The sequence below is a fragment of the Paraburkholderia unamae genome, assembly GCF_003096875.1.
Taxonomy (GTDB): domain Bacteria; phylum Pseudomonadota; class Gammaproteobacteria; order Burkholderiales; family Burkholderiaceae; genus Paraburkholderia; species Paraburkholderia unamae.
This window is the reverse complement of sequence record NZ_QEOB01000042.1, coordinates 38,436-59,047: the sequence shown is the minus strand read 5'-3', so window position 1 is coordinate 59,047 and position 20,612 is coordinate 38,436. Positions and strand designations below refer to the sequence as shown.

Genomic DNA, 20,612 nt, shown 5'->3' with positions numbered 1-20,612 from the left:
GACCCATTGACGCATGCGATGCCAGCGCTGTGCGCCGAGCGTTTCTCCAGGTATGGCCACGCGCACAGAGCGAATACGCGGCTCATAACGCCGAATGGGCCCGTACACCTCGACATCTACCCAATCCCATGGATAAAGGCATTCATCGTTCTCGTAGACGATTTCCCGAACCATCGCGGGCGCGAGATTGAATGCTTTCGCGACGGCTTCCCAGTCGTCGGGATCGATAGGGGCCATGTCGAGTCCTCGCGCCTGCCCGAGAACGCCCAGTGTGCAAAACTCGCCGTCTTCGTTGGCAAGCGATTCCGCTGCAAGCGTCTTGTCTGGCATCGCATCCATTGCGGCGGCCAACTCCTTCAGCGCCGCTTGGCCGCGAGCGCCACGGATCGATGCCTTGACTGCGCCTCGCCAGCGAATGAGGCCCCATTGATCGTCGCAATCGTCGCTATATCCGGATCTGCTCATGATCGTCTCCGTTATGCTGCATTACCAGCCATCTGCTTCTCGTGCGCAAAGTTCGCGACGATCAGTGCGGTGGCGACGTCAGGGCACACGCTGTTGCCAATCATGCGCACCTGCGACGATTTCGACAGCGGTTTGCCATTGACTACTGGGTCGATCACGTAGCTGTATGGGAAGCCCTGTGCGAGCTTCAGCTCGTGCGGCTGGAGCATCCGCATGCCGATGTCGACGATCGCGTATTGCTCGCCACCGATCGTCACGATGCCGAGCGCGTCAGGACCGTGGTACTTCTGCAGGAGCGTGCGCACTTCGCCGACGTGGCCGCCGCCGGCGGTGAGCGTCGGCATCGGTTCGCGCACGTCCTGGCCGAACTGGTTGTTGCGTAGCTTGACGAGGTGTGACGAGACAAGATGATGGTGATCCTGAGTCGTGATCGTGCTCGTCGGTTTGTCGAGTGCCGCGCCCGATGACTCATGGCCGCCGTAGTGCTTCGCGAGAAAGGCGCACACAACTGCATGCTTCACGCCGCCCGCGACGGCCGTTCCGAGCGGTTTGTCGAGCCCCGGCACGCGCGGTTCTTGACCTTCACGCTCACCGTAGCCGGTCTGGATCAGCGTGGCAGCGGCAAGATCGTCGCACCCATAGATTCGGTCATATTCTCGGCGCGTACCGCCGACTGACTTCGTGGCGGAAATCCATTCATCGAACGTAGGGATCTTCTCCAGAGTCGCACCGACAAGCGCCTGCTCACCGCGATTCGCGCCTGTGACCGTGGCGATGGGGGCATCGACCGATGCCGTGCGGTCGCCGCCGTGATGCGTGACGTGCATCAGAGTCGGTGCAACGATGTACTTGTCGTTAGCCCCCGTGATCGTGCGCAGTGGTTCGTCGATGCTCCAGACATTGGGGCCGCGGCCAGTGGTCGTGCTATGCGCGACCGACAAAATGAATGGATTCGTGCTGTTCACTACGAACTTCATGATGCCCTTCGCCACGCGGCGCAGCGTCGCGTCCTTCAGCGGTTTCGCGCGTTCGAAGATCGAAGGGCACGGCAGCGTCCAGTCGATGCAGTCCGCCGCGGTGCGCCACGGCAACAGATTGCCCGCGCGTACGTCCGCGCTCTTCGGATCACCATGTGTCGGCGCCGGCCAGGCGATCGGCAGATGGTCGCGGCGCCCGACCATGAAGAAGCGCTTGCGAATCGTCGGCGCGCCGTAGTCGCAGGCGCGCAGCTCGCGGCATTCGACCTTGTAGCCAAGACCATTCACGAGTCGTCTAGCGTCGGGCCCATCGATAGGGATCTCAAGCACTTCGCAGACTTCTACAAGTGCAGGGTGGTCCACATCGATCCCAGTCGTCAGCATGCCGAGAAACGCCTTGAAGGTTTCGCCCTTCTTCGCAGGATCAGGAAGCCAAACACCAGGCGAGGTCTCCATCAGGTCGCCCCACGTCACGAACTCTTCAACGTTCTCAAGCATGAAGGCTCGCGGTGCGCGCAGGCACCAGCGAATGGCGATCCATGCGAGCCCGCGAATCTTCTTGCTAACCGGCTTGCCTCCCTTCGCCTTGCTGAAGTGCTTGCAGTCGGGCGAAAGCCAGACGAGCGCGACCGGCTGATTTCCGGTGATGGCGATCGGATCGACGTCGAATACACTCTCGCAGTAGTGCACCGTTTGCGGATGGTTCGCCGCGTGCATGGCTAGTGCTTCGGGATCGTGGTTGATCGCGACGTCGACCGGGCGTCCGAATGCGCGCTCGAGCCCGGTGCTTGCGCCACCACCACCGGCGAAGTTGTCGATGATCAGTTCGCTACCCAGATCAAGCGGCAGAGATATGTTGTCACGCTTCATGTACATGTCTCCTCGATGCACGGATGAATCGCCGAACGATCGGCTCTAGTGGCCAAGCCACCGTGTAGTGCTCAGGCGCCTCGATCCGATCGAAGACGCATTGCCACTGGCGGTTCTTTGTTTTGATCTGAAGGACTTGAAAATCTCCACGCGGAGGTCGATGCTCGATCCCAGAGGCGTCTAGCCAATTTTTGAAGGCTTCGAGTTTTGTCTTATGAAGCAGGCAGCGACTCATACACCTCCTCTAAAAGTCTTTGTGAAAGCAGCATCGACGGAACGGCCGCGAGAACGCACCACATTCGCCAGCCGTGCGCGATCTTGATGACTGGCCGTCGCCTGACGCAAGAGTCCGAAATAGCTGTTCGCCATCTCAAACACGTCCGCCGGCGGTGCCGTGGCCACACGCCGCAACGCGTCGTCGCGCGTGCGCTTACGCGTCACGCGATGCCACGGTTTGATGACTTGACCAACGAAATCGATTCCGCGCGCCACAGGCTGCAGGATGGTCTTGCGTGGATTAATCTGGACGCCGAGGCGAGCCGGCAGAAACGCCGTCACGTCCGCGAGCACGTCATTGAGATAGCGCGGCGATTCATGCAGGATCACGAAGTCATCGACGTAGCGGATGTAGTGTCGAGCGCCGAGTTCATGCTTCGCACGCTGGTCGAGAACGTCGAGTAAGACATTCGCGAAGAACTGGCTCGACAGGTTTCCGATCGGGAGCCCAAGGTGCTTGGACTGTTCCATCAGGCGTTTGTGCGTCGGCACGCGCTCCATCATTGCCGGGTCGCCGCGGTAGACGAAGTCGGCCCGTGGATCGTGCATCAGCACGAGCTCGGTCAGCGCACGCCAGAAGGGCTCGGAGATCTTCGCCAGCAACAACTCGAGCAGGATCCTCTTGTCGATGCTGACAAAGAAGTTTGCTAGATCGCACTTCAGGTAGTACGCGGGGCGTGACCAGTTCTGCGTGATCGATCTCACCTTCGCTTCGAGACGACGTGCGGCATACAGCGTGCCACGTCCCTCGATACAGGCGCACGAATCTGCGATAAACGAGCGCTCGAAGCGAGGTCCGATCCGGTTGTATAGCAGGTGATGGACAATGCGATCGCGGAACTCCGCGGCCCAGACTTCGCGCGGCTTCGGTCGCGTGATGACGAAGCACTTTGAACGCCCTGGCACATAAGTTCCGGCTGCCAGTTCGTCGTAAAGGCGCCGCAGGTTGCGCTCGAGGTTCAGTTCGAACGCCAGCGCGGCGCCGGTGTTGCGTTTCGTACGCCGGCAGTCGAGATAGGCTTCGACAAGCTCGACAAACGAGAGGGTATTTCGATCTGCGGACGGCGCGGGCGCGCAACTCATTGTTGTGATCGTTGTAGTTCTGGTTGCCATTGTTGAAGTTCTGATACCAGGCCCAGCCGGAAATATCGTGCTATCTACGTCGCCCGTTCGATTGCTCAGCCGGGAAACTGCGCGGGACCTTTCTGCACACCGGCAGCCGGTTTCCCTGATACGCATGGCGGTGGCCTTGTGGGCCAGCGGCACGACCAGATTGAAGATCGCTCAGCCGCGGGAGCCTTGACCACCACGGAGCGGGCGACTTGCGGAGTTTTTCCAACCGTTGGCCTGCTTTCCGATGCTCGTCGTCTGTTCGATCGCACCCGCGTAGGCGGGTCGCACGATGAGCCGCTTGTCCATACCCAGCCGAAGAAGCAACTCGATCACCTGAAGGCGCTCGAGGAGTTCGGTGAGATGGGGAGATTTGTCGGATGCCACATTTGCGCGAAACACCAGCACCATGATCTCGATGCATTCCGCACTGATCTTCTCGCCGATGGAGCGCTTGAAGTTGCGAGGCATGTCCTTGGCCAGATCGGTGACGATATCGAGCAGCGCATACGCCGCTCGATAAATGGGCAATTGGGTGTGCAGAGCCACGGCGTTTTAAATGATCAAATTACTGAAGGAATAAATCTGCGGACGGCGCGGGCGCGCAACTCATCGTCGTGAGCGTCGTAGTACTGGTGGCCATGGTAGAAGAGCTGACACCAGGCCCAGCCGGCGTTTTCCTCGTGCTGTTCGCCGGACCAGTAATAGCGCTCTTCGAACTCGTGCTTGAGATTCGCGAAAAGCAGCGACTGCTCGCGACGTGTTGGCAGATCGCCATCCTGCTGTGCAGCCCATTCGCGCGCAGCGTTCCAGTCCACATCGTCTGCTTGACCGGGCAACAGGATGAGATAGTGGCTCAGCGTGCCGTCTTCGTTCAGGATCCCTCCTGCGAAGCGCTCACCGGCCGCAAGCGGGATCGTGACCGCTTCGATGCGGTACTCGGTTGCCTGGGATTGCTTTTTGAACTCATCGATCATGGCGCCAATGCGCGCATGATCGTCGACGAGTTTTGAGTGCGCGGCCTCGATGGCCTCAAGCGTGGTCGTCATTGCAATGTCCCGTTGAAAATGGGTGAATGATTAAATCGACAATCTGCGGACGGCGCGGGCGCGCAACTCATTGCCGCGAACGTTGCAGGTCTGGGAGCCACTGCTGAAGGTCTGATACCAGGCCCAGCCGGATCCTTCCGATTCGTTCGACCAGTAGTAGTCGCGTTCGAACTGGTCGCGGTGCTTCGCGAATGCGACGGCCAGTTCGACACGTGTCGGCAGATCTCCGCCGATGCTCTTCGCCCATTCCATCTGCGATTGCCACGTTGCATCGGCGTTGTCGCCAGGCAGCAGGATCGTGTGTGTCACGTCACCTTTCGCAACGACGAAGCCACCGAGGTAGATCTCACCCTCAGCGAGCGGGGGAATCTGGATCTGTTGCATTTCCTGTCCTTTAAAAAAGTGAGCCCTGTGTGAGCGGCCCATCAAAAGCCAGCGCGTAGTCCTCACGCACCGGCACGGGATCAAACCTGAGCTATGCCGTCTTGCGTGGCAGCCACTCGCTGCCGCGGATCACACTGCCGACTGGCTCCAACACCAGAACCCGGCTTTCTTTCTCGCCACGAACCAGCGCCGCCGCTCTCTTCTGGGCCTTCTCCAGCGAATCGTGGCGCATCGGCTTTGAATAGCGACCCACGGTCACGAACAGCGGCGATTTCGCGCCAACCGGCCCGAGCGTCAGTTCATCGATACGCGCCTCGAGCGCCGCGTTGTTCTCGCGGAGCTTTGTGTTCGCCTGCTTCATCGCGTCGTTCTCGATCTTCAGCTCGTCGCGCTCTGTCTCGATCTGCACGCGCAACGACCCGCCTGCTTCGAGGCGCGCGTTGAGATCGACGATCTGGTTCCGGAGCGCGATCACTTGCCGCTCGATCGCATCAGTCGCCGGTGCAGCGGACGACGCTTCCACCATCGTGGCAGCTTCCGTAGTCTGGTCCGATGCTTCGGGTGCGCGGTCTGCACGCGATAGCCAGTAGTAGTACTCATTGCCAGCGCCGTGCTTTTTCTCGCGCTCGACAAGTCCGTCAGCCAGCATGTGGTTGAGTTCTCGCGCTACCTCCAGCTGATCCATGCCAATCCGCGAAGCGATCGTCTTGGCTGTCGATTGCTGTACGGTGCCCAGATACTTGGTGATATCGTCTCTCATATCCCGATACCTCAGACAATCGCGGTCAGAGTGACGCGTCCATCACCATCTTCAGTGCGCAGCATCATCGGCCTGCTACCACCGGGCTTGATCTCGTTCCACGCTCGCTTGAACTCCACAGGTGGCTCGAACTCATCGCCCAGCATTGCGGACGAACAACACAAGTTGTTGTCCTCTTCGTTGGGGATCGCGAACGACGCAACAAAAGCTATCTTGTTGAGGCGGCAAATCTCGATGATCTTGCCCATTAACGGCGAAATCTGCGCGTCGTAAATCTGCTCTTTGTTCATGTCATCCTCAGAATATGGCGCCTCACTCGCAGCGCTTACCGAGATCCGTACGCAGGGAGGCGGCTGCGCTTCATCGTGGCTGGAGTGAGGCGGTTCGGTTACGCGGCGTGTTCGAGGTCTTGAACTGCCGTTTCGATATGGCGGATCAACGCCGCACAGATCTGGGGGAAGGCTTCTTCGTGGTACAGCTTCGCAGCCTTGTCTGTCGCGGCGTGCTTGAACCCCAGAGTTGCCAACCCTTCTGCCGTCAGCGCGATCGGCGCAAGACGTTCATTGATCTGGCCGAGGCGCAAAGTGGGCGAGCTGGTCGGCACCGTTCGCGCGGGAGCAAACCAAGGTGCCGCGGCGCTCTTGCCAGTGTCTGCAGCAGCGACAACCGGGGCGGTCGAGGACGAGATAGGAATAGCCGCCCCACCATCGTTTCCCGGAGCGGTCGCCTGTGCGGCGGCCTCATCTATCTTGCGCTTCGCTTCCTTTTCGTCTTCCTGACGCTTGTGCTCCGCAATGCGCGACGTCACTGCGAGTTGGAAGTCTTCGCTCGGCTTCTGGATCAGCGTCTGCAGGTCGCGGAACAGGAATCCATGCGCCTCGGCGTGCGGCTCATACCAGTCCAGCTTGGTGCGCAGATCCCTCGCTGCCGTATCAGCGACAATCTTGCCGTTGGCGAGTGCAGTGTCGAGCTTGTCGTACAGACTGGCGATCGTCTTCAGCCCCTTGATTGCGGAGACGAAATCCGGCGTCGGAACCACAATGCTCACGTCGCCCAATGCGTTGTTCAGTGCGTCGACGTGGTCGAAGTACTTCTGGCGGCGTTCCTCGACCGCGCTCTCCTTGATCTCTTTCTTACGCTTTTCGACCAGCTTGTCGAGCGCGAGACGCTTGGTGCGGAACTGCTCAATCAGATGCTCGACAGTGCGCTTCACTTCATCGACGGTCGACATCTGGGCGATCGCACCGTCCAGCGCTGCCGCGAGACGTTTCTCGGCGTCGTCACAGAAGTTGACGGTGGCAGCCGCCTGGACGAAGTCTTCGTCGGTCTTCAGTTCCGTCTTGATGCTCGCAATGAACGTCTCGGCGGCACTACGGAACGCCGGCAGGTTGCTCGTGATGACCTCGCCGCGGATCTGCACGGCGAGTGCCGGAAGCGCCATGATGGCTTCGGCCTTCGGTGGCACGGGGATATCGCGCGGCTCGTAGCTGGCCAGATCCTTCGAAAACTGCTCCCAGCCGGTGCGCAGACGCTCGAACCATGCTTCGTCAGGCTCAATCTCGACGCGTTCGAAGTTATCGAATGTTCCATCTGACACGACGAAGATCACCTTCTTCGCACCGGTCACAAGCATGATCTGTTGGCACTGCGGCCAGTATTCTTCTGGCAGCACGCCAGCGCGCACCGAATCGGCTAGACTCGTATTCCATTGCTTGTGCTCGAACGCTATCTCCTCCGACATCGTCAGTCCGTCGCACGACGCCGAGAGTTGACCGAGGGAACACGTCACCGGATACAGATCGTCGCCGATCAGTTCCTCGACGAGTGGGCGCGCGAGCGCTTCTACCTCGTGGCCGTAGTCGAGGATGTTCTTCTGCACCCAGTCGCTGAACTCCTTCGGCGTGCCGGTGTGCTTCATATGCAGCAGTTCGGTGCGCTTGACCTTCGTCGATATGCCGAGCATCGCGGCCGCTTCGCTCGCACCGAAGCGAGTCAGGCGGAACTGGGCCCACTCATCAGATCCCTGGGCGAGGTTATGGATGACGCGCTCAGTCATTTTCGTGGCTCCAGCTGTCGATGGTCATCTTTTGGTCTTCGGTGAGGCGCTTCTTCGTTTCGATCATCGCGACCAATTCCGAAGGGGTCTTCGTCTTCTCGACGATCTGCTTACGCCAGTCGGTCTTCTTCTTCTCGAACTCTTCGGCGGTGCAAACCGGTGTCACCTTGGCTGCCGATGCGCTGTCGCCCGATGAGTTCGAGCCGCCTTCTCCACCACCTTGCTGCTCGGCCTTGTTCTCCATGACAGATTTCCATGTCGCCTCGCCGTCCTTGATCGCGCCATAGATACCGCGAAGGTCGACGAGTTCGGGAGGCGAGCATGTATCGAGGGAGTGCCCGAGATAATCCGTCAGGTCTGCCGCCTTCACTCCGATCTCAGCGAAAGCATCCGCGATGCGCTTGCGCTCGGCGCCAGGATCACGTGCGGCTTCGTCCATCCGCACAGCTTTAATGATTTCCTCGGCTTCGTCCTGAAGGTCACCGGGGATGACGCGCAGACCCAGCGTACGGATGGCCTTGGAGATCAGAGCAGCACGCTTGTTTAACAGGTCATCGTCGTTCGCCGGCACGGTATAGGTCATCTTTCCGTAGCTGTTCTTGCGAACCGAGATGTATGAGCCATCGTCCATCGGCTTCGACCGTTCGACCGTCTTCGACACACGAACATCGAGCGGATAGGTCAAGTTCGATTCGAGATCGGTCACGCTTACGCAATGAATCTCCTTCGTCTCGTCCTCGAACGTCATCGTCGTCTCGACCAGCACGTTCTTCATGCATCGGAGTGCGACTTCGACGAATCGAATACCCAGACCCTCCACACCGTTGCCGATGGGCTTCCGGTAATACGCGCTCTTGTTGTTCGCGAAGAGCGGCCGTTTACATTCCGAGATCAAGTCCTGACGGACCTGATCCCAGTTGCGCGGACGCTGCATCGCCATGATGTAGCGGGCTTCGACCATCGCTTTGGACTTCGCGGCGATCGCGGTCGATGCAGTCTCCACGAGCGCAGTCGTGGTTTCCTGTGCGCCAAATTCCTGGCGCACGCTCAATGCCGTGTTCATGCCTGCTCCTGGGCGGCGGCCGGCGCGGACTCGATCTTTTCGTACGGGTACTTGCCCTTGAACGGCTTGATGTTCTTGTAGAAGTGGGAACCGATCGACTCGGCGCCCTTGAATGCCGAGAACGTGTCAACATCGACGTTCGCGTAGTGGTACAGCGACGTCGGCTCGCCGGCATTGTTCTTGAACCGGATCGCGAGCGTGCTCGTTTCAGCATCGTGGCCGATGCTGTGGATCTGCGAGGACTCGACCGAGTCCATAGCGATAATGCGTGTCATGTCGTTCCCTTTGAAGTAGTTGCCATCTGCAGACGCAGAGCAGCCGTGTTTTCGTTGTCAATCTCGTTGGCGATGTAGAGACAAATGAAGGCCACCAGAATCGCCAGCGATAGAGCTAACCGTGGGTGCTTCGCATGGAAGCGATCGAGAGCCCTGATCACGACAGGCGCGCTCCGGTAAGCGGGTTATAGACGCCCTTCCGGGGAGCGTTTGCTGGATGGAGCAAATGCCGTGTGCCGAGTTGCTCGCGCTGGCGAAGCCGCTGACATTCCTCGACGGCCTCCCGCTTTTCGCGTTCGCTCAGGCCGGTTTCGACGTGGCGAAGATCAATCATCCGCAGCATGTGAGACTCCTCGTGAACATGAAAATCACCACGGTCATCGCCCCCACGGCCGCGAAGCTCGCCATCAGGACATACAGAACATCGAGGCTCCGTGCCTGATGCTCATCGATCGGCTTTATTGGAGACATACGTTTTTGAGATCCACAGTCCGGCGATACACCGATTTGTTCAGCCACGGTACGAAAGTGAATTCGAGGTACGCGTTGCTGCCGATGAAAATGAAGTGGTGCAGGCGGTTCATGTCACGCTCCGTGTTCACTGCAGCTGCTCACACCCGCATCGCCAGGGCCGAGATCCTTGCCGCATTGCGAGCACGACGTTTCGCTGAAGCGCGGCTGACGCTTGAAGTGATCCTCTGCGTACGCCCACGCGATCTGGAACGTGTAGGCGTCCGTGTTGTGGCCATGCGCGCGAGAATCAGCGAACGCGGATTCCCAGCCAGAGACCGGCTCGGGCTTCGATTTTTTGAAAACCCATGAGAGGTCGACGGCCATCTCACATCTCATCCATCAAGCGGACACGGTATGCCGGGCGGAAACGCGGTCCCATTTCGTCCTGAGCGTCGGATGCATCGCGGGCATAGTCCTCATCCACGATGGCGAACGTCTCGCGCTCTTCCGCAGTCAGCAGCTCTGCCTCTTCCGGCTCACGCGTGCGCCAGCTGTCGTATTCGCGCCAGACATTGGCATTGAAATGCTTTCCCATTTCAGTACTCCTGATCTATTTGACGGGCTTCCCACCCGCGTGACCCTGTTGGAGCCGGGCTGGCTTCATAGCGGGATCTTTCGATCCTCAGCAGTGATCGGTCAGCGCTCGTATAAGGCAACGTTGCGCCGCGCTCTTCGTGTCCGGAGAAGCGTTACACCGGGGCCCGGCCGGTGTCGCCAACCGATCACTGCTGAGGATGCCCCTACTCTCGGGGCCGTCAAGCCTGGTTAATCTCGGTCGGCTTTCACCTTCGCTACTGCACTTGGGGCCGGCGGCTGCGTTTAGGCAATTCGTGGAGGCTTTCCCGCAGCCCACCTCCAGCCACACCCACGCCGTACTACGCCCCTTCTCTCACGGGGTATTGCAAGATCAGACGCCGAAGAAAATTGGCGAATGACTAAATGAACAATCTGCGGACGGCGCGGGCGCGCAACTCACCGTCGTGAGCGAGGTAGTGCTGGGTGCCATAGCTGAAGAGCTGAAACCAGGCCCAGCCGGCTGACTCTTCCTCATTGCTCCAGTACCAATCCTTCTTGAATTGGTCGCGATGATTGGCCCACAGCATGGCCTGCTCAATGCGGTTCGGAAGGTCACCGCCGATCGACTTTGCCCACTCGATCTGGTCGTTCCAACTGGCGCCGTCGTTGTCGCCGGGAAGCAGGATCACGTGATGCGCTTTGCGGGTTGCGTCGCCGATCAAGCCGACATAGATTTCGCCTTCGGCGAGTTCGGGAAGCGCGATCGCCGCGACTTCGGTGGTTTGTGCGTTCATGGGTTCTCTACAGAATGGAAGAAAGATGGGAAATTCCAGTGTGTCGCGCTAGACCTTCGATTGCACGTATTCGATGATCGACTGAACCGTGGTGAACTTGTCGAGATCTTCGTCTGGGATCTCGATGTCGTACTCATCCTCAACTGCCATCACCAGTTCGATGCGATCCAGCGAATCGCCACCGAGTTCTTCGACCAAGCGTGTATCGTCACGCAGCTCGTCCACCGTCGTGCAGTACTGCGTCGCCAAGATCTCCCTGATCTTCTCGGCGACGTTGCTTTTTACTTCAATCATTGATATCTCCTGGGTTCCCACCGCTGTTGATCTTCGCGACGTTCACTGGCGCCGCGGATGAAGGCACATGCAAACAGGACCAGGATGAACCATATCGAGAAGCCAATGGCTGCATAGGTTGCGAACATGATTCTCTCCAGTTGTCCTAACTTACTGGAACACGCAAAGAACTTGCTAAAGCCGCCTAACGGGCGGCATTCCCAACAAAGCGTGCTACAGGAAATTCCCGTTTATCCGCCGGGCGAGGAATTCAGGCCGCTTACGGCGGCGAGTCGGGTAGCGGGTAAGTGGCCACCAGTTCTCCACTTGGTAGACATTTAGGGGGACCGTCTTGAAGTGGGAAGCCATCCAGTCCCGGCAAGAGCACTCATCGAATGCGCTTGCCGCGACAGACATTGCTTTACGTGCGGGCCGGACTACTTCCAGCTATGCCGGCTCCCGGTCCCGCACGGTTGCGTCGATTACCACGCGATCGACGCGATGTTGCGCGCCTCTTTCGAGGAAGCATCCCCGTCGATACGGTTCGGCCATTTCCACTCTTCCTGCTACTCACGCGGTGGGATTCGGACGTGTGTGCGCTCGGGCTTTCGCCGTGACACCTTTTATCCACGAATTTTGAAAGATCCCGATCCACTGTCACTGGATCGGCGCGCCGCTGCGCTGTGTTGCTTGCTGCTATGGACTTCATCTTATACAAGCGTGTTTGTAGGCGCAAGAACTTTCTACAGTTATTTTTGTAGCAGACGACAAAACAAAACCCGCTCGAGGCGGGCTACATATCTGGACGTCTTTGTAGACGTTACAGAATGTTGTCGGTCCAGACGGCTCGGCCGATGATTAGAGTGCGGTCATCTGGCGGAAGCATCTTGTCGGGGAATTCCGTCTTGTCCGGATTGTCGCTACGCATGATCCAGACAGTAGAGCCAGCTGGTGGGTAGTACTCCCGCACCAGACGCTTGAGAACCAATCCGCCGTCGGGCATGCACACCGCAAAGATCTTCCCTTCAATGGGATCTCGCTGGGCCGTATTCAATAGAACGACACGCCCGTCCTGAATCTTCGGGTACATGCTCGCGCCCTCGGCATAGATGATCCGAGCCGAGTGCTCCGGTACGCCGTACTCTCGCAGGAATGTTTTTTTAAATGCCAGGCCGCCCTTGACGACCACGTGGTCTTCAAAGCGGCCATTGCCGCAAGCAGCGGCGATGTCTAGTTGCGGCACGATAGCGAACTCGTCAGCTGTAGGATTTGGAAGGTCCCCTGCCACTAGAGTATCGCTGCTATTAAGCAACCGTTCACCAAATAGATCGCTATCTGGGGTGCTGATCGACGTATCAGATTGTGACGTTTTGTGGTCACCAACAAGATCGGACTGTGTGGGCGCCTTCCCCAACCCATCAGCGAGCCATCTGGGGTCACATTTTAAGACATCGGCTATGCGGATTGTATATTTGCTGCCCTTCGCGTTTTTATCGTGATCAAGCAGGTATTGGATGACCTGCGGCTTGCAGGGCACCTGTCTCGCGAGCGCGCTCTGGTCCGTGCGGGGGTTTAGCCCTGCGCATACCATCGCCCACTCAAGTCTTTCGGCGAACGTCTTTTTCATACAAAGGATTTTGTACTAAGACGCTGCAAAAGTGCTTGTAGAGTGATTCGCCCTGTGCTACAAATACGCTTGTAGACAGACCATTCACTGACATGCCAAAGAAACCGCCCACCCCGCAGACTGGAATCGAAAAGGCCATTGCGCAAGCAGAGGGCCAAACGAATCTTGCAGTCGCCATTGGGGCAAGCCAGCAGATGGTTGCCTACTGGAAAAAGAAGGGAATTGTAAGCGATGCCAGTATGTGCGCCGCGATTGAACGCGCAACAGGTGTGCGGTGCGAAGAACTCAATCCGCATGAAGACTGGACGACCTTGAGAGTTGTTCTGTGCGCCCCCGATCGGGACCGCATCGATGCCAGCGACGACGTCCAGCCGCCCGTAGGCGGATCGAGCGGTACAGAGAAGCAAGCCAAAGTCGTTTTGTAAGCACATAGCAGTCCTTATTTCATTCGTTAGCGTCCTCGAGGCGCTTTAATTTTCCCGGAGCATCAAGTGTCAACTCCAGTGTCAACTGATGCCACTCAGTTCGAATTGCCGCTCATGTGTCGTATGAATCGACCGCAGCCGGTGGATCAATCTGTAGTCGAATCAATTACTTGCGAGTCGGGCCTGATCAGGAAATCGATTGAACTCTCAAAGTTCAAGTTCCTGGAAAAAACGTATGCAGGGACGCTGGGTTTGTCCGCTTCACAATTTTCCAAGATCAAGAACGGCCGTGATGGCGCCGGCAAGGTATGGCACATGCCCATCACCGCCGTCGCGGCGTTTGAGTGTTTAGTCGGACATACCCTGATGACACAGTGGATTACGTATCAGCGTGAACTGCTGCTCGACGACGACATGCGCGAGCTGTTCGAAGCCGAGCAGCGCGCCGCGGAACTGCGGGCGAAGTACAAGGCCAAGACTGCGAGGGCGGCATGAGCGCGCCCGACTACACCGCCTTCCTGCGGAAGAAGATCAAGATGGCCCGCTTCGACGGCTTTCGCATCGAGCTGGCCGCTCTGCACGAGTGCCTGTTTCCCCACCAGCGCGACATCGTTCGCTGGGCCGTGCTCGGCGGTAATCGCGCAATCTTCGCGAAGTTTGGTCTCGGCAAGTCCGTCATGCAATGCGAATGGTTGCGCCAGATCATCACTGCGACCAGCGGCGATGGCCTGATCGTGTGCCCGCTTGGCGTGCGTCAGGAGCTGATCCGCGACGCGCGCATGCTCGGCATTGAGCTGCGCTTCATTCGCGGTGCCGACGAGATGTCGGCGGAACATCACTTCTACGTCACGAACTACGAAACCGTTCGCGACGGAAAACTAGATCCGCGCCGTTTCACGGCCGTCAGCCTAGATGAAGCGAGCGTGCTGCGCAGCTTTGGCAGCAAGACGTATCAGGAGTTCCTTCCCCTTTTCGAGGGCGTCCCGTTCAAGCTCGTCAACACGGCTACGCCGAGCCCCAATCGCTTCAAGGAACTGATTCATTACGCCGCGTTCCTCGGCGTGATGGATAGCGGCCAAGCGCTGACGCGCTTCTTCCAGCGCGATAGCGAGAAGGCCGGCAACCTGACGCTTTACCCGCACAAGGAAGAGGAATTCTGGTTGTGGGTGTCGAGCTGGGCGATCTTCATCCAGTTCCCGAGCGACCTCGGTTATAGCGACGAGGGCTACGTTCTTCCCGACCTTGACGTCCATTATCACGAGGTCCCTACGGACTACGCAAAAGCCGGTACCGACCGCGACGGTCAGGTCCTGATGTTTCAGGATCCGGCGTTAGGTCTCAGCGCCGCGGCAGCCGAGAAGCGCGAGAGTCTGCCCGCGCGCGTAGAGAAGGTCCGCGAGATTGTTGATGCCGCGCCAGCTGATCATTTCGTCATCTGGCACGACCTCGAAACGGAGCGGCACGCGATCCAGGCAGCGCTACCGGACGCCGTGAGCGTATGGGGCACGCAGGATCTCGAGGAGCGCGAACAGCGCATTGTCGATTTCGGCAGCGGCGCGTATCGCCTGCTCTCCACGAAGCCGGTCATCGCGGGTTCCGGCTGCAACTTCCAGCGTCATTGCCATCGCGAAATCTTCGCCGGCATTGGCTTCAAGTTCAACGACTTCATCCAGGCAATTCACCGCGTCCAGCGTTTCCAGCAGCCGCACCGCGTGCGCATCGACATCGTGTACAGCGAGGCCGAACGCGAAGTGCTGCGCACGCTGCAGCAGAAGTGGACCCAGCACGAGGAGATGGTGCAGAAAATGACCGAGATCATCCGCAAGTACGGTCTGAATCAGCTCGCGATGCAGGAAACGCTCGCGCGCTCAATCGGTGTGGAACGCATCGAAGTGACCGGCGATCGTTTCGCCGTCGCGAACAACGACTGCGTCGAAGAGGCGAAGCTCCAGGAAGAGAACAGCAAGGATCTGATCGTCACGTCGATCCCGTTCGCGAATCATTACGAATACTCGCCGAGCTACAACGACTTCGGCCACACCGAGGACAACGATCACTTCTGGCAGCAGATGGACTTCCTGACGCCGCAGCTTCTGAGGATCCTGAAGCCTGGTCGTATCTATGCCTGCCACGTGAAGGACCGGATCTTGTTCGGCAACGTCACCGGCGCCGGCATTCCGACCGTCAGCCCTTTCCATGCCGAAGCTATCTTTCATGCGCGCAAGCACGGCTTCGACTATATGGGGATGGTCACGGTCAACACTGACGTTGTTCGCGAGAACAACCAGACCTACCGCCTCGGCTACACCGAAATGTGCAAGGACGGCTCGAAGATGGGAGTCGGTTCGCCGGAATACGTGCTTCTTTTCCACAAGCCGCAGACGGACCGCTCGAAGGGCTACGCCGATCTGCCGATCCGCAAGGCAAAGACCGATTACAGCCTCGCACGCTGGCAGGTTGACGCCCACGCGTTCTGGCGCTCGAGCGGCGATCGCCTCTTGACAGCCGAAGAACTTGCCGCGCTCGGGCCAGACCAGCTGGCCAGCCTCTTCACGAAGTACTCGCTCGCGAACGTCTACGACTACGAGTTCCACGTCAAGATCGGCGAGGAACTGCTTGCGCAAGGGCGTCTGCCATCGACATTCATGAGTCTGGCGCCCGGCTCCCACCACCCCGAGATCTGGCACGACGTCACGCGAATGCTCACGCTCAATGGCGAGCAGGCAAAGCGCGCTGTCGAAAAGCACGTTTGCCCGCTGCAGTTTGACATCGTTGATCGGCTGATCGAGCGCTACAGCAACCCGGACGAAATGGTCTATGACCCATTCTGCGGCCTCGGCACGGTCCCCTATCGCGCGATCCTGAAGGGACGTCGCGGGGGTGGCTCGGAACTCAACCCGACGTATTTCATGGATCAGGTGCACTACCTCCGCGCTGCGGAGCGCGAGTACTCCATGCCTTCGCTGTTCGATGCCGTTGAGGCTGCATGACGGAGTTCCGGTAATGACTGAAGTCACCGTTCGGCCCGTGCCGTATGCGGCTGACATCCGATCGAAGGGCTGGAGATTTGAGCTCGATACCGAGCAAATCGAACAGTCTGACACGTGGGTGTTGACGCCCGGGAAATTGCGGCCGTGGCTTTTCATGATTTGGGTAACTGCATGGAAGCAAACCCCATGCGGTTCTCTTCCAGATGACAACGAACTCATCGCAGTTCGCATCGGTATGGAGCCGGCCCTGTTCGCCAAGAATCGAAGCGTCCTGCTGCGTGGCTTTTGGAAGGCCGAAGATGGACGCCTCTATCACGACACGATCACGCGCCGAGTCGCCGAAATGCTCGCGTCTCGTGACAAGGACCGGAACCGGAAGGCCGAATGGAGAAAACGGAAGGAGGCGGAAAAGACTGGGAAAGACGTAGTAGTCCCAGGAATGTCCCACGGGACAGACGTGGGACATACAGGGGAATCCAGCGTGAGTGACGACACCAGTACCAGTACCAGTACCAGTTATTCAGTACCTAACGGTACTGACGCTGACGCGTCTGGAAATCCGTCCCCTGCGAAGTCCGCTGAGCAGATGACGAAAGACGAGCTCTGGTCCGCTGGCAAATCGCTCCTGATGCAGGGTGGCATGCCGGCTCCGCAGTGCGGCAGCTTCGTTGGAAAGCTCGTGAAGGACTATGGCGACCATATCGTGATCGAAGCTGTGCGCTCCGCCGTTGTCGCCCGCCCTGGTGATGCCCCGTCGTTCCTGAAAGCCACGTGCCAGACGCTTGCCGGTGAGCGCACGCGTCCGAACAAGCAGCAGCAGCTCGAAGCCAAGAACCGCGAGATCGCCCAGCGCCTCGCTCAGGAGGGGTCGTGAACGTTTCGGACAAACCCGCATTTTTCGGCCTTATCGCCGACGTCTACGCGTTTTACAAAAGCGATTTTTCGGAGTTCGCTGGGCGTGTGTGGTGGGAAGCCATGCTCGCCTACGACTTCACGGCTGTCGCCGATGCTCTCAATCGCCACTGCGTGAACCCGGACAGCGGGCAGTTCCTGCCGAAGCCTGCCGACGTCGTGAAGATGCTCGCGGGTTCGACGGTGGATGCCGCGCTTGTCGCTTGGTCGAAGGTGGATCGCGCGGTGCGCGAGGTGGGTACGTACCGTAGCGTCGCGTTCGACGATCCGGTGATCCACCGCGTCATCACCGACATGGGCGGCTGGGTGCAGTTCGGCGCGAAGGAAGAGGACGAATGGCCGTTCGTGCGCAACGAGTTCGTCAACCGCTACCGCGGCTTTCGCATGCGCAGCGAGATCCCCGAATACTTGCCGCTCCTGGTCGGCATCGCCGAAGCTGCGAACAACAAGGTTGGCTTCACGAGCGAGCGCCCCACCCTGATCGGCGACGCGAAAGCGGCCCAAGCAGTTCTCGCCGGCGGATCGAACAAACCTTTGCTCGGCGTCATGCAACTGCCGCCGGCCGGCCCAGTTGGACCGAAACCCACGAAACTCCGCCTCGCGAAAGGTGCGATATGAGAAACGATTGGCTGATGCCAGAAATCACGCTCCTGCGCGAGAAGTACGCAACCGCTCGGTCTTGCGCAGAGCTGATGGCGCTCTTCCCGCGGCACACGCCCCACTCTGTGCGTCGGATGGCACAGAGCGAAGGATTGGCCCGACCGCGTTCCGGTGTCGTGAAATTCCGCCCGGGCCGCGATCGCCTTCTGAAGCTTCTCAAGAAGGAGAGTCACCTGACTGCGCATGAGATTGGTGCGCGCCTCGGGCTCACCTATCGGGGCGCCCAGAACATCACGCTCGAGTATCGCGCCGATCTTCGTATCGTGGGCTGGTTGCCGCCTCCGAACAAAGGCAAATGGGCGGCGCAATGGGCACTCGCGAATGGAATGCCTGATGTGCCGAAGCCATTCCTGCCGAAGGGCACGAAGACTGGCGGAAACAAGCGAGCGAATCCATTCGCCGCTGCGGCTGGCATGGTGGTTGTCCCCAGTGGTGAGACGGGCCGCGTGTTCGTGCAATCGATGGATGTCGACGAATGGCATCAGTCGCGGGAGGCCGCATGACGGACATCACCTTGGTCAAGCGTACCGATCTGCAGCTCAGCGAGGAGCAGCGCGCGACGTTGCGCCTCGCGCTCTTCGAGATGATCGACGGCCTCGGAGAGAACGACCAGAAGTCGTGGCGTCGCTTCTGGCAATGGATCACGCGCGCGGGTGCCGGCGAGATCTTCAGCATCGAGACATGGGCGCCGCGGCACGGTGGGTTCCACAAGCGCCACATGGTGCTTGAGTCGACGGTATTCCGATCGCAGGAGCGCATCAAGACATTCGAGCAATTCCGACTGTGGCTGAAGCTGGGCGCAGGCTTCGTGGACTGGATGGCCGGCCCGCGTGGCGGCGTCGTTCCGGTGCCGCGCTCGATCAGCTACCGCAAGTGCGACGAAGGCACGATGCGCCAGTTCCACGAAGACGCAATCGATTTCCTGCGCAGCGAGCATGCCACGCGCTATCTCTGGCCCGCGCTGTCACCCGAAGCGGCGGATGCGGCAATGGAAATCATCTTGGGGAGTTTCGGCGAATGAAAACCTTGATCTGGGCGGTCAATCTCGCGCTCTTCGGCGCTGTCTTTCCGCTGTATCTCAGCAGGCGATCGCGCGGGGTTGTGCTGCTCGCCGCGATGGCAGCTCCTTGGGCAGCGTTCTGGCTTGGATGGCTCGCGCGATGAATCGCACGCTCAAGCCGAAGAAATGCCGCATATGCGCGCGCACTTTCACGCCTATCAGCAGCTTGTCAAAGGTCTGTTCGGTGCCATGCTCGCTCGAATGGGCGCGCAAGGTAGCTGCGCAGAAGGCAGCCCGGGCAAAGCGCGATGAGCGCAAGTCGCTCCGCGAAGCGCTGGAGAAGGCGAAGACGCGTGGCATGCATCTGCGCGAGTTGCAGACTGCGTTCAACGCATGGATACGTCAACGCGACGCTGGTCTGCCTTGCATCTCGTGCGGGCGAGCAGCGTCGTGGCGAGGTCAATGGGATGCCGGGCACTACCGTTCCGTCGGTTCGAATCCAGCAAGCCGTTTCGATCCGTTCAACGTGAACAAGCAATGCGGGCCCTGCAACGTGCATCTCTCAGGAAATCTCATCGCGTACCGCGTCGGCCTGGTGAGGAAGATTGGACTGGAAGCTGTAGAGCGTCTCGAAGGGCCGCACCTCCCGCTAAAGCTCACCGTTCCGGAGATTGTAGAGATGAAGACGTTCTATCGGGCCGAGGTTCGGCGGCTCAGAAAGGAGGCTGCATGATTCGCTGGCTGAAGCGGCTGTTCTCACAGCGCGAGATTCGCGGCTATCAGCCGCTGCCTGATGCGCGCTGCGAGCCGCCCCCGATGCCGCGTGCTAAGCCGTCGCGCGAGGTTGAGCGGCTGGCGAGCGACATGCCAGAGCCCGGCTGCATTGAATACCGATTCCTCGGCGTTACTGGAGAAGAAGAAGCGTGAGCCTCGATATCTTCCCGATTTCGCTCGCCGAGGCCAACGCGTTCGTTGCTCAGCATCACCGACATCACGAGCCCGTGGTTGGGCACAAGTTCAGCATCTCGGTGGTGGACGTGTTCTCGATCGATTCGATCGCTGCTCAAGCATCTCAGGTCTGTGGGGTTGCCATTATCGGGCGCCCCGTAGCACGCGGGAACGATGATGGCCTGACGCTCGAGGTGAACCGCTGCTGCACGGACGGCACGCGGAATGCCTGCTCGATGCTCTATGGCGCTGCATGGCGTGCTGTGAAGGCAATGGGCTACCGACGTCTCATCACATATACGCTGCCGACGGAAGGCGGCGCAAGTCTCCGCGCAGCTGGCTGGAAGCTCCTTGGCGAGCGTGGTGGAAGTAACTGGAATACGCCGGCGCGCCCGCGCATCGATACGGATGCAGCGCTCCGCGGCCAGAAACTGCTCTGGGAAGCGGTATGAGCGCCAACTGGCCCGACGCCGACGATCCGATGCTCGTGCTCCAGAGAAAGCAGGCAGAGACATGCGCCGGCTGTGATTCGCTGATCGTGCAGAAATACATGGGCGTCAGGAAGTTCGTATGCCGCCGCGGCAAGCAGAAGGCCTCGACGGAAATTCAGGAAATGCGGCGCTGCAAGGCGTACGTGGAAAAGCAATCCCAAACATTCAAAGCGTGACC

The 20,612-nt window shown here is 59.3% G+C and carries 30 protein-coding genes; 12 read left to right on the top strand and 18 right to left on the bottom strand.

The genetic code is table 11. The features are described 5' to 3' along the window. The 18 genes from C7402_RS44020 to C7402_RS43940 all read right to left on the bottom strand — a co-directional run. A partial coding sequence (locus C7402_RS44020) for a GPW/gp25 family protein (protein ID WP_133254667.1) occupies positions 1 to 465 on the bottom strand: 465 nt, incomplete at its 3' end. Positions 466 to 476: 11 nt separating this feature from the next. Next, a complete protein-coding gene (locus tag C7402_RS44015; RefSeq protein WP_116615016.1) occupies positions 477 to 2,312 on the bottom strand; it encodes a DNA cytosine methyltransferase in 1,836 nt (611 codons plus the stop codon). Between the two features lie 231 nt (positions 2,313 to 2,543). Next, the gene (locus tag C7402_RS44010) at positions 2,544 to 3,671 is read right to left on the bottom strand and encodes an RNA-directed DNA polymerase (protein ID WP_482812001.1); all 1,128 of its coding nucleotides are present in this window, start codon (positions 3,669 to 3,671) and stop codon (positions 2,544 to 2,546) included. A 201-nt stretch (positions 3,672 to 3,872) separates the two neighbouring features. Beyond that, on the bottom strand, positions 3,873 to 4,247 hold the full coding sequence (locus tag C7402_RS44005) for a four helix bundle protein (protein WP_116615008.1): 375 nt from the start codon (positions 4,245 to 4,247) through the stop codon (positions 3,873 to 3,875). Between the two features lie 14 nt (positions 4,248 to 4,261). Next, positions 4,262 to 4,747 carry an Lcl C-terminal domain-containing protein gene (locus C7402_RS44000; protein WP_116615007.1) on the bottom strand — a complete coding sequence of 162 codons (486 nt, stop codon included), beginning with the start codon at positions 4,745 to 4,747 and terminating at the stop codon, positions 4,262 to 4,264. Positions 4,748 to 4,777: 30 nt separating this feature from the next. Further along, a complete protein-coding gene (locus C7402_RS43995; RefSeq protein ID WP_116615006.1) occupies positions 4,778 to 5,131 on the bottom strand; it encodes an Lcl C-terminal domain-containing protein in 354 nt (117 codons plus the stop codon). A gap of 91 nt (positions 5,132 to 5,222) precedes the next feature. After that, positions 5,223 to 5,891, bottom strand: coding sequence for a 1-pyrroline-5-carboxylate dehydrogenase (locus C7402_RS43990; protein WP_116615005.1), 669 nt, complete (start codon positions 5,889 to 5,891; stop codon positions 5,223 to 5,225). A gap of 11 nt (positions 5,892 to 5,902) precedes the next feature. Next, positions 5,903 to 6,181, bottom strand: coding sequence for a hypothetical protein (locus C7402_RS43985; protein WP_116615004.1), 279 nt, complete (start codon positions 6,179 to 6,181; stop codon positions 5,903 to 5,905). 98 nt (positions 6,182 to 6,279) lie between these two features. Continuing rightward, a complete protein-coding gene (locus tag C7402_RS43980) occupies positions 6,280 to 7,947 on the bottom strand; it encodes a YqaJ viral recombinase family protein (protein WP_116615003.1) in 1,668 nt (555 codons plus the stop codon). Beyond that, positions 7,940 to 9,010 (bottom strand): hypothetical protein, encoded by a 1,071-nt coding sequence (locus C7402_RS43975; RefSeq protein ID WP_116615002.1) that lies wholly within the window; start codon positions 9,008 to 9,010, stop codon positions 7,940 to 7,942. The genes C7402_RS43980 and C7402_RS43975 overlap by 8 nt, the downstream gene beginning before the upstream one ends. Further along, positions 9,007 to 9,285, bottom strand: a complete 279-nt coding sequence (locus C7402_RS43970; RefSeq protein ID WP_116615001.1) for a KTSC domain-containing protein — start codon at positions 9,283 to 9,285, stop codon at positions 9,007 to 9,009. Before C7402_RS43970 ends, C7402_RS43975 begins: the two co-directional genes overlap by 4 nt. Positions 9,286 to 9,442: 157 nt before the next feature. Then, entirely contained in the window at positions 9,443 to 9,628 is a 186-nt protein-coding gene (locus tag C7402_RS46660; RefSeq protein WP_133254666.1) for a hypothetical protein, read from the bottom strand. A gap of 242 nt (positions 9,629 to 9,870) precedes the next feature. Then, positions 9,871 to 10,122, bottom strand: coding sequence for a hypothetical protein (locus C7402_RS43960; RefSeq protein WP_116614999.1), 252 nt, complete (start codon positions 10,120 to 10,122; stop codon positions 9,871 to 9,873). 1 nt (position 10,123) lies between these two features. Then, a complete protein-coding gene (locus C7402_RS43955; protein WP_116614998.1) occupies positions 10,124 to 10,333 on the bottom strand; it encodes a hypothetical protein in 210 nt (69 codons plus the stop codon). 400 nt (positions 10,334 to 10,733) lie between these two features. After that, on the bottom strand, positions 10,734 to 11,108 hold the full coding sequence (locus tag C7402_RS43950; protein WP_116614997.1) for a DUF1566 domain-containing protein: 375 nt from the start codon (positions 11,106 to 11,108) through the stop codon (positions 10,734 to 10,736). Between the two features lie 48 nt (positions 11,109 to 11,156). Further along, the gene (acpP, locus tag C7402_RS43945) at positions 11,157 to 11,402 is read right to left on the bottom strand and encodes an acyl carrier protein (RefSeq protein WP_116614996.1); all 246 of its coding nucleotides are present in this window, start codon (positions 11,400 to 11,402) and stop codon (positions 11,157 to 11,159) included. After that, positions 11,399 to 11,530 (bottom strand): hypothetical protein, encoded by a 132-nt coding sequence (locus C7402_RS48125; RefSeq protein ID WP_279635612.1) that lies wholly within the window; start codon positions 11,528 to 11,530, stop codon positions 11,399 to 11,401. Before C7402_RS48125 ends, acpP begins: the two co-directional genes overlap by 4 nt. A gap of 671 nt (positions 11,531 to 12,201) precedes the next feature. Next, entirely contained in the window at positions 12,202 to 13,008 is an 807-nt protein-coding gene (locus C7402_RS43940) for a S24 family peptidase (RefSeq protein WP_116614995.1), read from the bottom strand. Positions 13,009 to 13,100: 92 nt separating this feature from the next. Here C7402_RS43940 and C7402_RS43935 point away from each other — a divergent pair, with 92 nt between their 5' ends. From C7402_RS43935 to C7402_RS43885, 12 genes are all read left to right on the top strand, one after another. Then, the gene (locus C7402_RS43935; protein ID WP_116614994.1) at positions 13,101 to 13,433 is read left to right on the top strand and encodes a transcriptional regulator; all 333 of its coding nucleotides are present in this window, start codon (positions 13,101 to 13,103) and stop codon (positions 13,431 to 13,433) included. Between the two features lie 66 nt (positions 13,434 to 13,499). After that, positions 13,500 to 13,928: a hypothetical protein gene (locus C7402_RS43930; RefSeq protein ID WP_133254665.1), complete on the top strand. Its 429-nt coding sequence runs from the start codon at positions 13,500 to 13,502 to the stop codon at positions 13,926 to 13,928. Beyond that, a complete protein-coding gene (locus C7402_RS43925) occupies positions 13,925 to 16,423 on the top strand; it encodes a DNA methyltransferase (protein WP_116614992.1) in 2,499 nt (832 codons plus the stop codon). Before C7402_RS43930 ends, C7402_RS43925 begins: the two co-directional genes overlap by 4 nt. A 13-nt stretch (positions 16,424 to 16,436) precedes the next feature. Beyond that, a complete protein-coding gene (locus tag C7402_RS43920) occupies positions 16,437 to 17,297 on the top strand; it encodes a hypothetical protein (RefSeq protein WP_116614991.1) in 861 nt (286 codons plus the stop codon). Next, positions 17,294 to 17,953 carry a DUF6475 domain-containing protein gene (locus C7402_RS43915; protein WP_116614990.1) on the top strand — a complete coding sequence of 220 codons (660 nt, stop codon included), beginning with the start codon at positions 17,294 to 17,296 and terminating at the stop codon, positions 17,951 to 17,953. The genes C7402_RS43920 and C7402_RS43915 overlap by 4 nt, the downstream gene beginning before the upstream one ends. Before the next feature lie 14 nt (positions 17,954 to 17,967). Then, on the top strand, positions 17,968 to 18,498 hold the full coding sequence (locus C7402_RS43910) for a hypothetical protein (RefSeq protein ID WP_133254664.1): 531 nt from the start codon (positions 17,968 to 17,970) through the stop codon (positions 18,496 to 18,498). Next, positions 18,495 to 19,016: a DUF1367 family protein gene (locus tag C7402_RS43905; protein ID WP_116614988.1), complete on the top strand. Its 522-nt coding sequence runs from the start codon at positions 18,495 to 18,497 to the stop codon at positions 19,014 to 19,016. The genes C7402_RS43910 and C7402_RS43905 overlap by 4 nt, the downstream gene beginning before the upstream one ends. Next, a complete protein-coding gene (locus C7402_RS47285; protein WP_165842130.1) occupies positions 19,013 to 19,159 on the top strand; it encodes a hypothetical protein in 147 nt (48 codons plus the stop codon). The genes C7402_RS43905 and C7402_RS47285 overlap by 4 nt, the downstream gene beginning before the upstream one ends. After that, the gene (locus C7402_RS43900) at positions 19,156 to 19,728 is read left to right on the top strand and encodes a recombination protein NinG (protein WP_116614987.1); all 573 of its coding nucleotides are present in this window, start codon (positions 19,156 to 19,158) and stop codon (positions 19,726 to 19,728) included. The genes C7402_RS47285 and C7402_RS43900 overlap by 4 nt, the downstream gene beginning before the upstream one ends. Next, positions 19,725 to 19,922, top strand: coding sequence for a hypothetical protein (locus C7402_RS43895; protein ID WP_116614986.1), 198 nt, complete (start codon positions 19,725 to 19,727; stop codon positions 19,920 to 19,922). The genes C7402_RS43900 and C7402_RS43895 overlap by 4 nt, the downstream gene beginning before the upstream one ends. Next, a complete protein-coding gene (locus C7402_RS43890; protein ID WP_116614985.1) occupies positions 19,919 to 20,395 on the top strand; it encodes an XF1762 family protein in 477 nt (158 codons plus the stop codon). Before C7402_RS43895 ends, C7402_RS43890 begins: the two co-directional genes overlap by 4 nt. Continuing rightward, entirely contained in the window at positions 20,392 to 20,610 is a 219-nt protein-coding gene (locus C7402_RS43885) for a hypothetical protein (protein ID WP_116614984.1), read from the top strand. Before C7402_RS43890 ends, C7402_RS43885 begins: the two co-directional genes overlap by 4 nt. The last annotated feature ends 2 nt before the right edge of the window (positions 20,611 to 20,612 follow it).

Bases quoted from the DNA above. Each gene is read 5' to 3' on its own strand.
- C7402_RS43920 (WP_116614991.1), top strand. From the start codon at position 16,437: ATGACTGAAGTCACCGTTCGGCCCGTGCCGTATGCGGCTGACATCCGA.
- C7402_RS43960 (WP_116614999.1), bottom strand. From the start codon at position 10,122: ATGGCCGTCGACCTCTCATGGGTTTTCAAAAAATCGAAGCCCGAGCCG.
- C7402_RS43950 (WP_116614997.1), bottom strand. From the start codon at position 11,108: ATGAACGCACAAACCACCGAAGTCGCGGCGATCGCGCTTCCCGAACTC.
- C7402_RS43975 (WP_116615002.1), bottom strand. From the start codon at position 9,010: ATGAACACGGCATTGAGCGTGCGCCAGGAATTTGGCGCACAGGAAACC.
- C7402_RS43955 (WP_116614998.1), bottom strand. From the start codon at position 10,333: ATGGGAAAGCATTTCAATGCCAATGTCTGGCGCGAATACGACAGCTGG.
- C7402_RS43885 (WP_116614984.1), top strand. From the start codon at position 20,392: ATGAGCGCCAACTGGCCCGACGCCGACGATCCGATGCTCGTGCTCCAG.
- C7402_RS43905 (WP_116614988.1), top strand. From the start codon at position 18,495: ATGACGGACATCACCTTGGTCAAGCGTACCGATCTGCAGCTCAGCGAG.
- C7402_RS46660 (WP_133254666.1), bottom strand. From the start codon at position 9,628: ATGCTGCGGATGATTGATCTTCGCCACGTCGAAACCGGCCTGAGCGAA.
- C7402_RS48125 (WP_279635612.1), bottom strand. From the start codon at position 11,530: ATGTTCGCAACCTATGCAGCCATTGGCTTCTCGATATGGTTCATCCTG.
- C7402_RS43925 (WP_116614992.1), top strand. From the start codon at position 13,925: ATGAGCGCGCCCGACTACACCGCCTTCCTGCGGAAGAAGATCAAGATG.
- C7402_RS43985 (WP_116615004.1), bottom strand. From the start codon at position 6,181: ATGAACAAAGAGCAGATTTACGACGCGCAGATTTCGCCGTTAATGGGC.
- C7402_RS43970 (WP_116615001.1), bottom strand. From the start codon at position 9,285: ATGACACGCATTATCGCTATGGACTCGGTCGAGTCCTCGCAGATCCAC.
- C7402_RS44010 (WP_482812001.1), bottom strand. From the start codon at position 3,671: ATGAGTTGCGCGCCCGCGCCGTCCGCAGATCGAAATACCCTCTCGTTT.
- C7402_RS43995 (WP_116615006.1), bottom strand. From the start codon at position 5,131: ATGCAACAGATCCAGATTCCCCCGCTCGCTGAGGGTGAGATCTACCTC.
- C7402_RS43910 (WP_133254664.1), top strand. From the start codon at position 17,968: ATGCCAGAAATCACGCTCCTGCGCGAGAAGTACGCAACCGCTCGGTCT.
- acpP (WP_116614996.1), bottom strand. From the start codon at position 11,402: ATGATTGAAGTAAAAAGCAACGTCGCCGAGAAGATCAGGGAGATCTTG.
- C7402_RS43980 (WP_116615003.1), bottom strand. From the start codon at position 7,947: ATGACTGAGCGCGTCATCCATAACCTCGCCCAGGGATCTGATGAGTGG.
- C7402_RS43940 (WP_116614995.1), bottom strand. From the start codon at position 13,008: ATGAAAAAGACGTTCGCCGAAAGACTTGAGTGGGCGATGGTATGCGCA.
- C7402_RS43990 (WP_116615005.1), bottom strand. From the start codon at position 5,891: ATGAGAGACGATATCACCAAGTATCTGGGCACCGTACAGCAATCGACA.
- C7402_RS43895 (WP_116614986.1), top strand. From the start codon at position 19,725: ATGATTCGCTGGCTGAAGCGGCTGTTCTCACAGCGCGAGATTCGCGGC.
- C7402_RS44015 (WP_116615016.1), bottom strand. From the start codon at position 2,312: ATGAAGCGTGACAACATATCTCTGCCGCTTGATCTGGGTAGCGAACTG.
- C7402_RS44000 (WP_116615007.1), bottom strand. From the start codon at position 4,747: ATGACGACCACGCTTGAGGCCATCGAGGCCGCGCACTCAAAACTCGTC.
- C7402_RS43935 (WP_116614994.1), top strand. From the start codon at position 13,101: ATGCCAAAGAAACCGCCCACCCCGCAGACTGGAATCGAAAAGGCCATT.
- C7402_RS43900 (WP_116614987.1), top strand. From the start codon at position 19,156: ATGAATCGCACGCTCAAGCCGAAGAAATGCCGCATATGCGCGCGCACT.
- C7402_RS47285 (WP_165842130.1), top strand. From the start codon at position 19,013: ATGAAAACCTTGATCTGGGCGGTCAATCTCGCGCTCTTCGGCGCTGTC.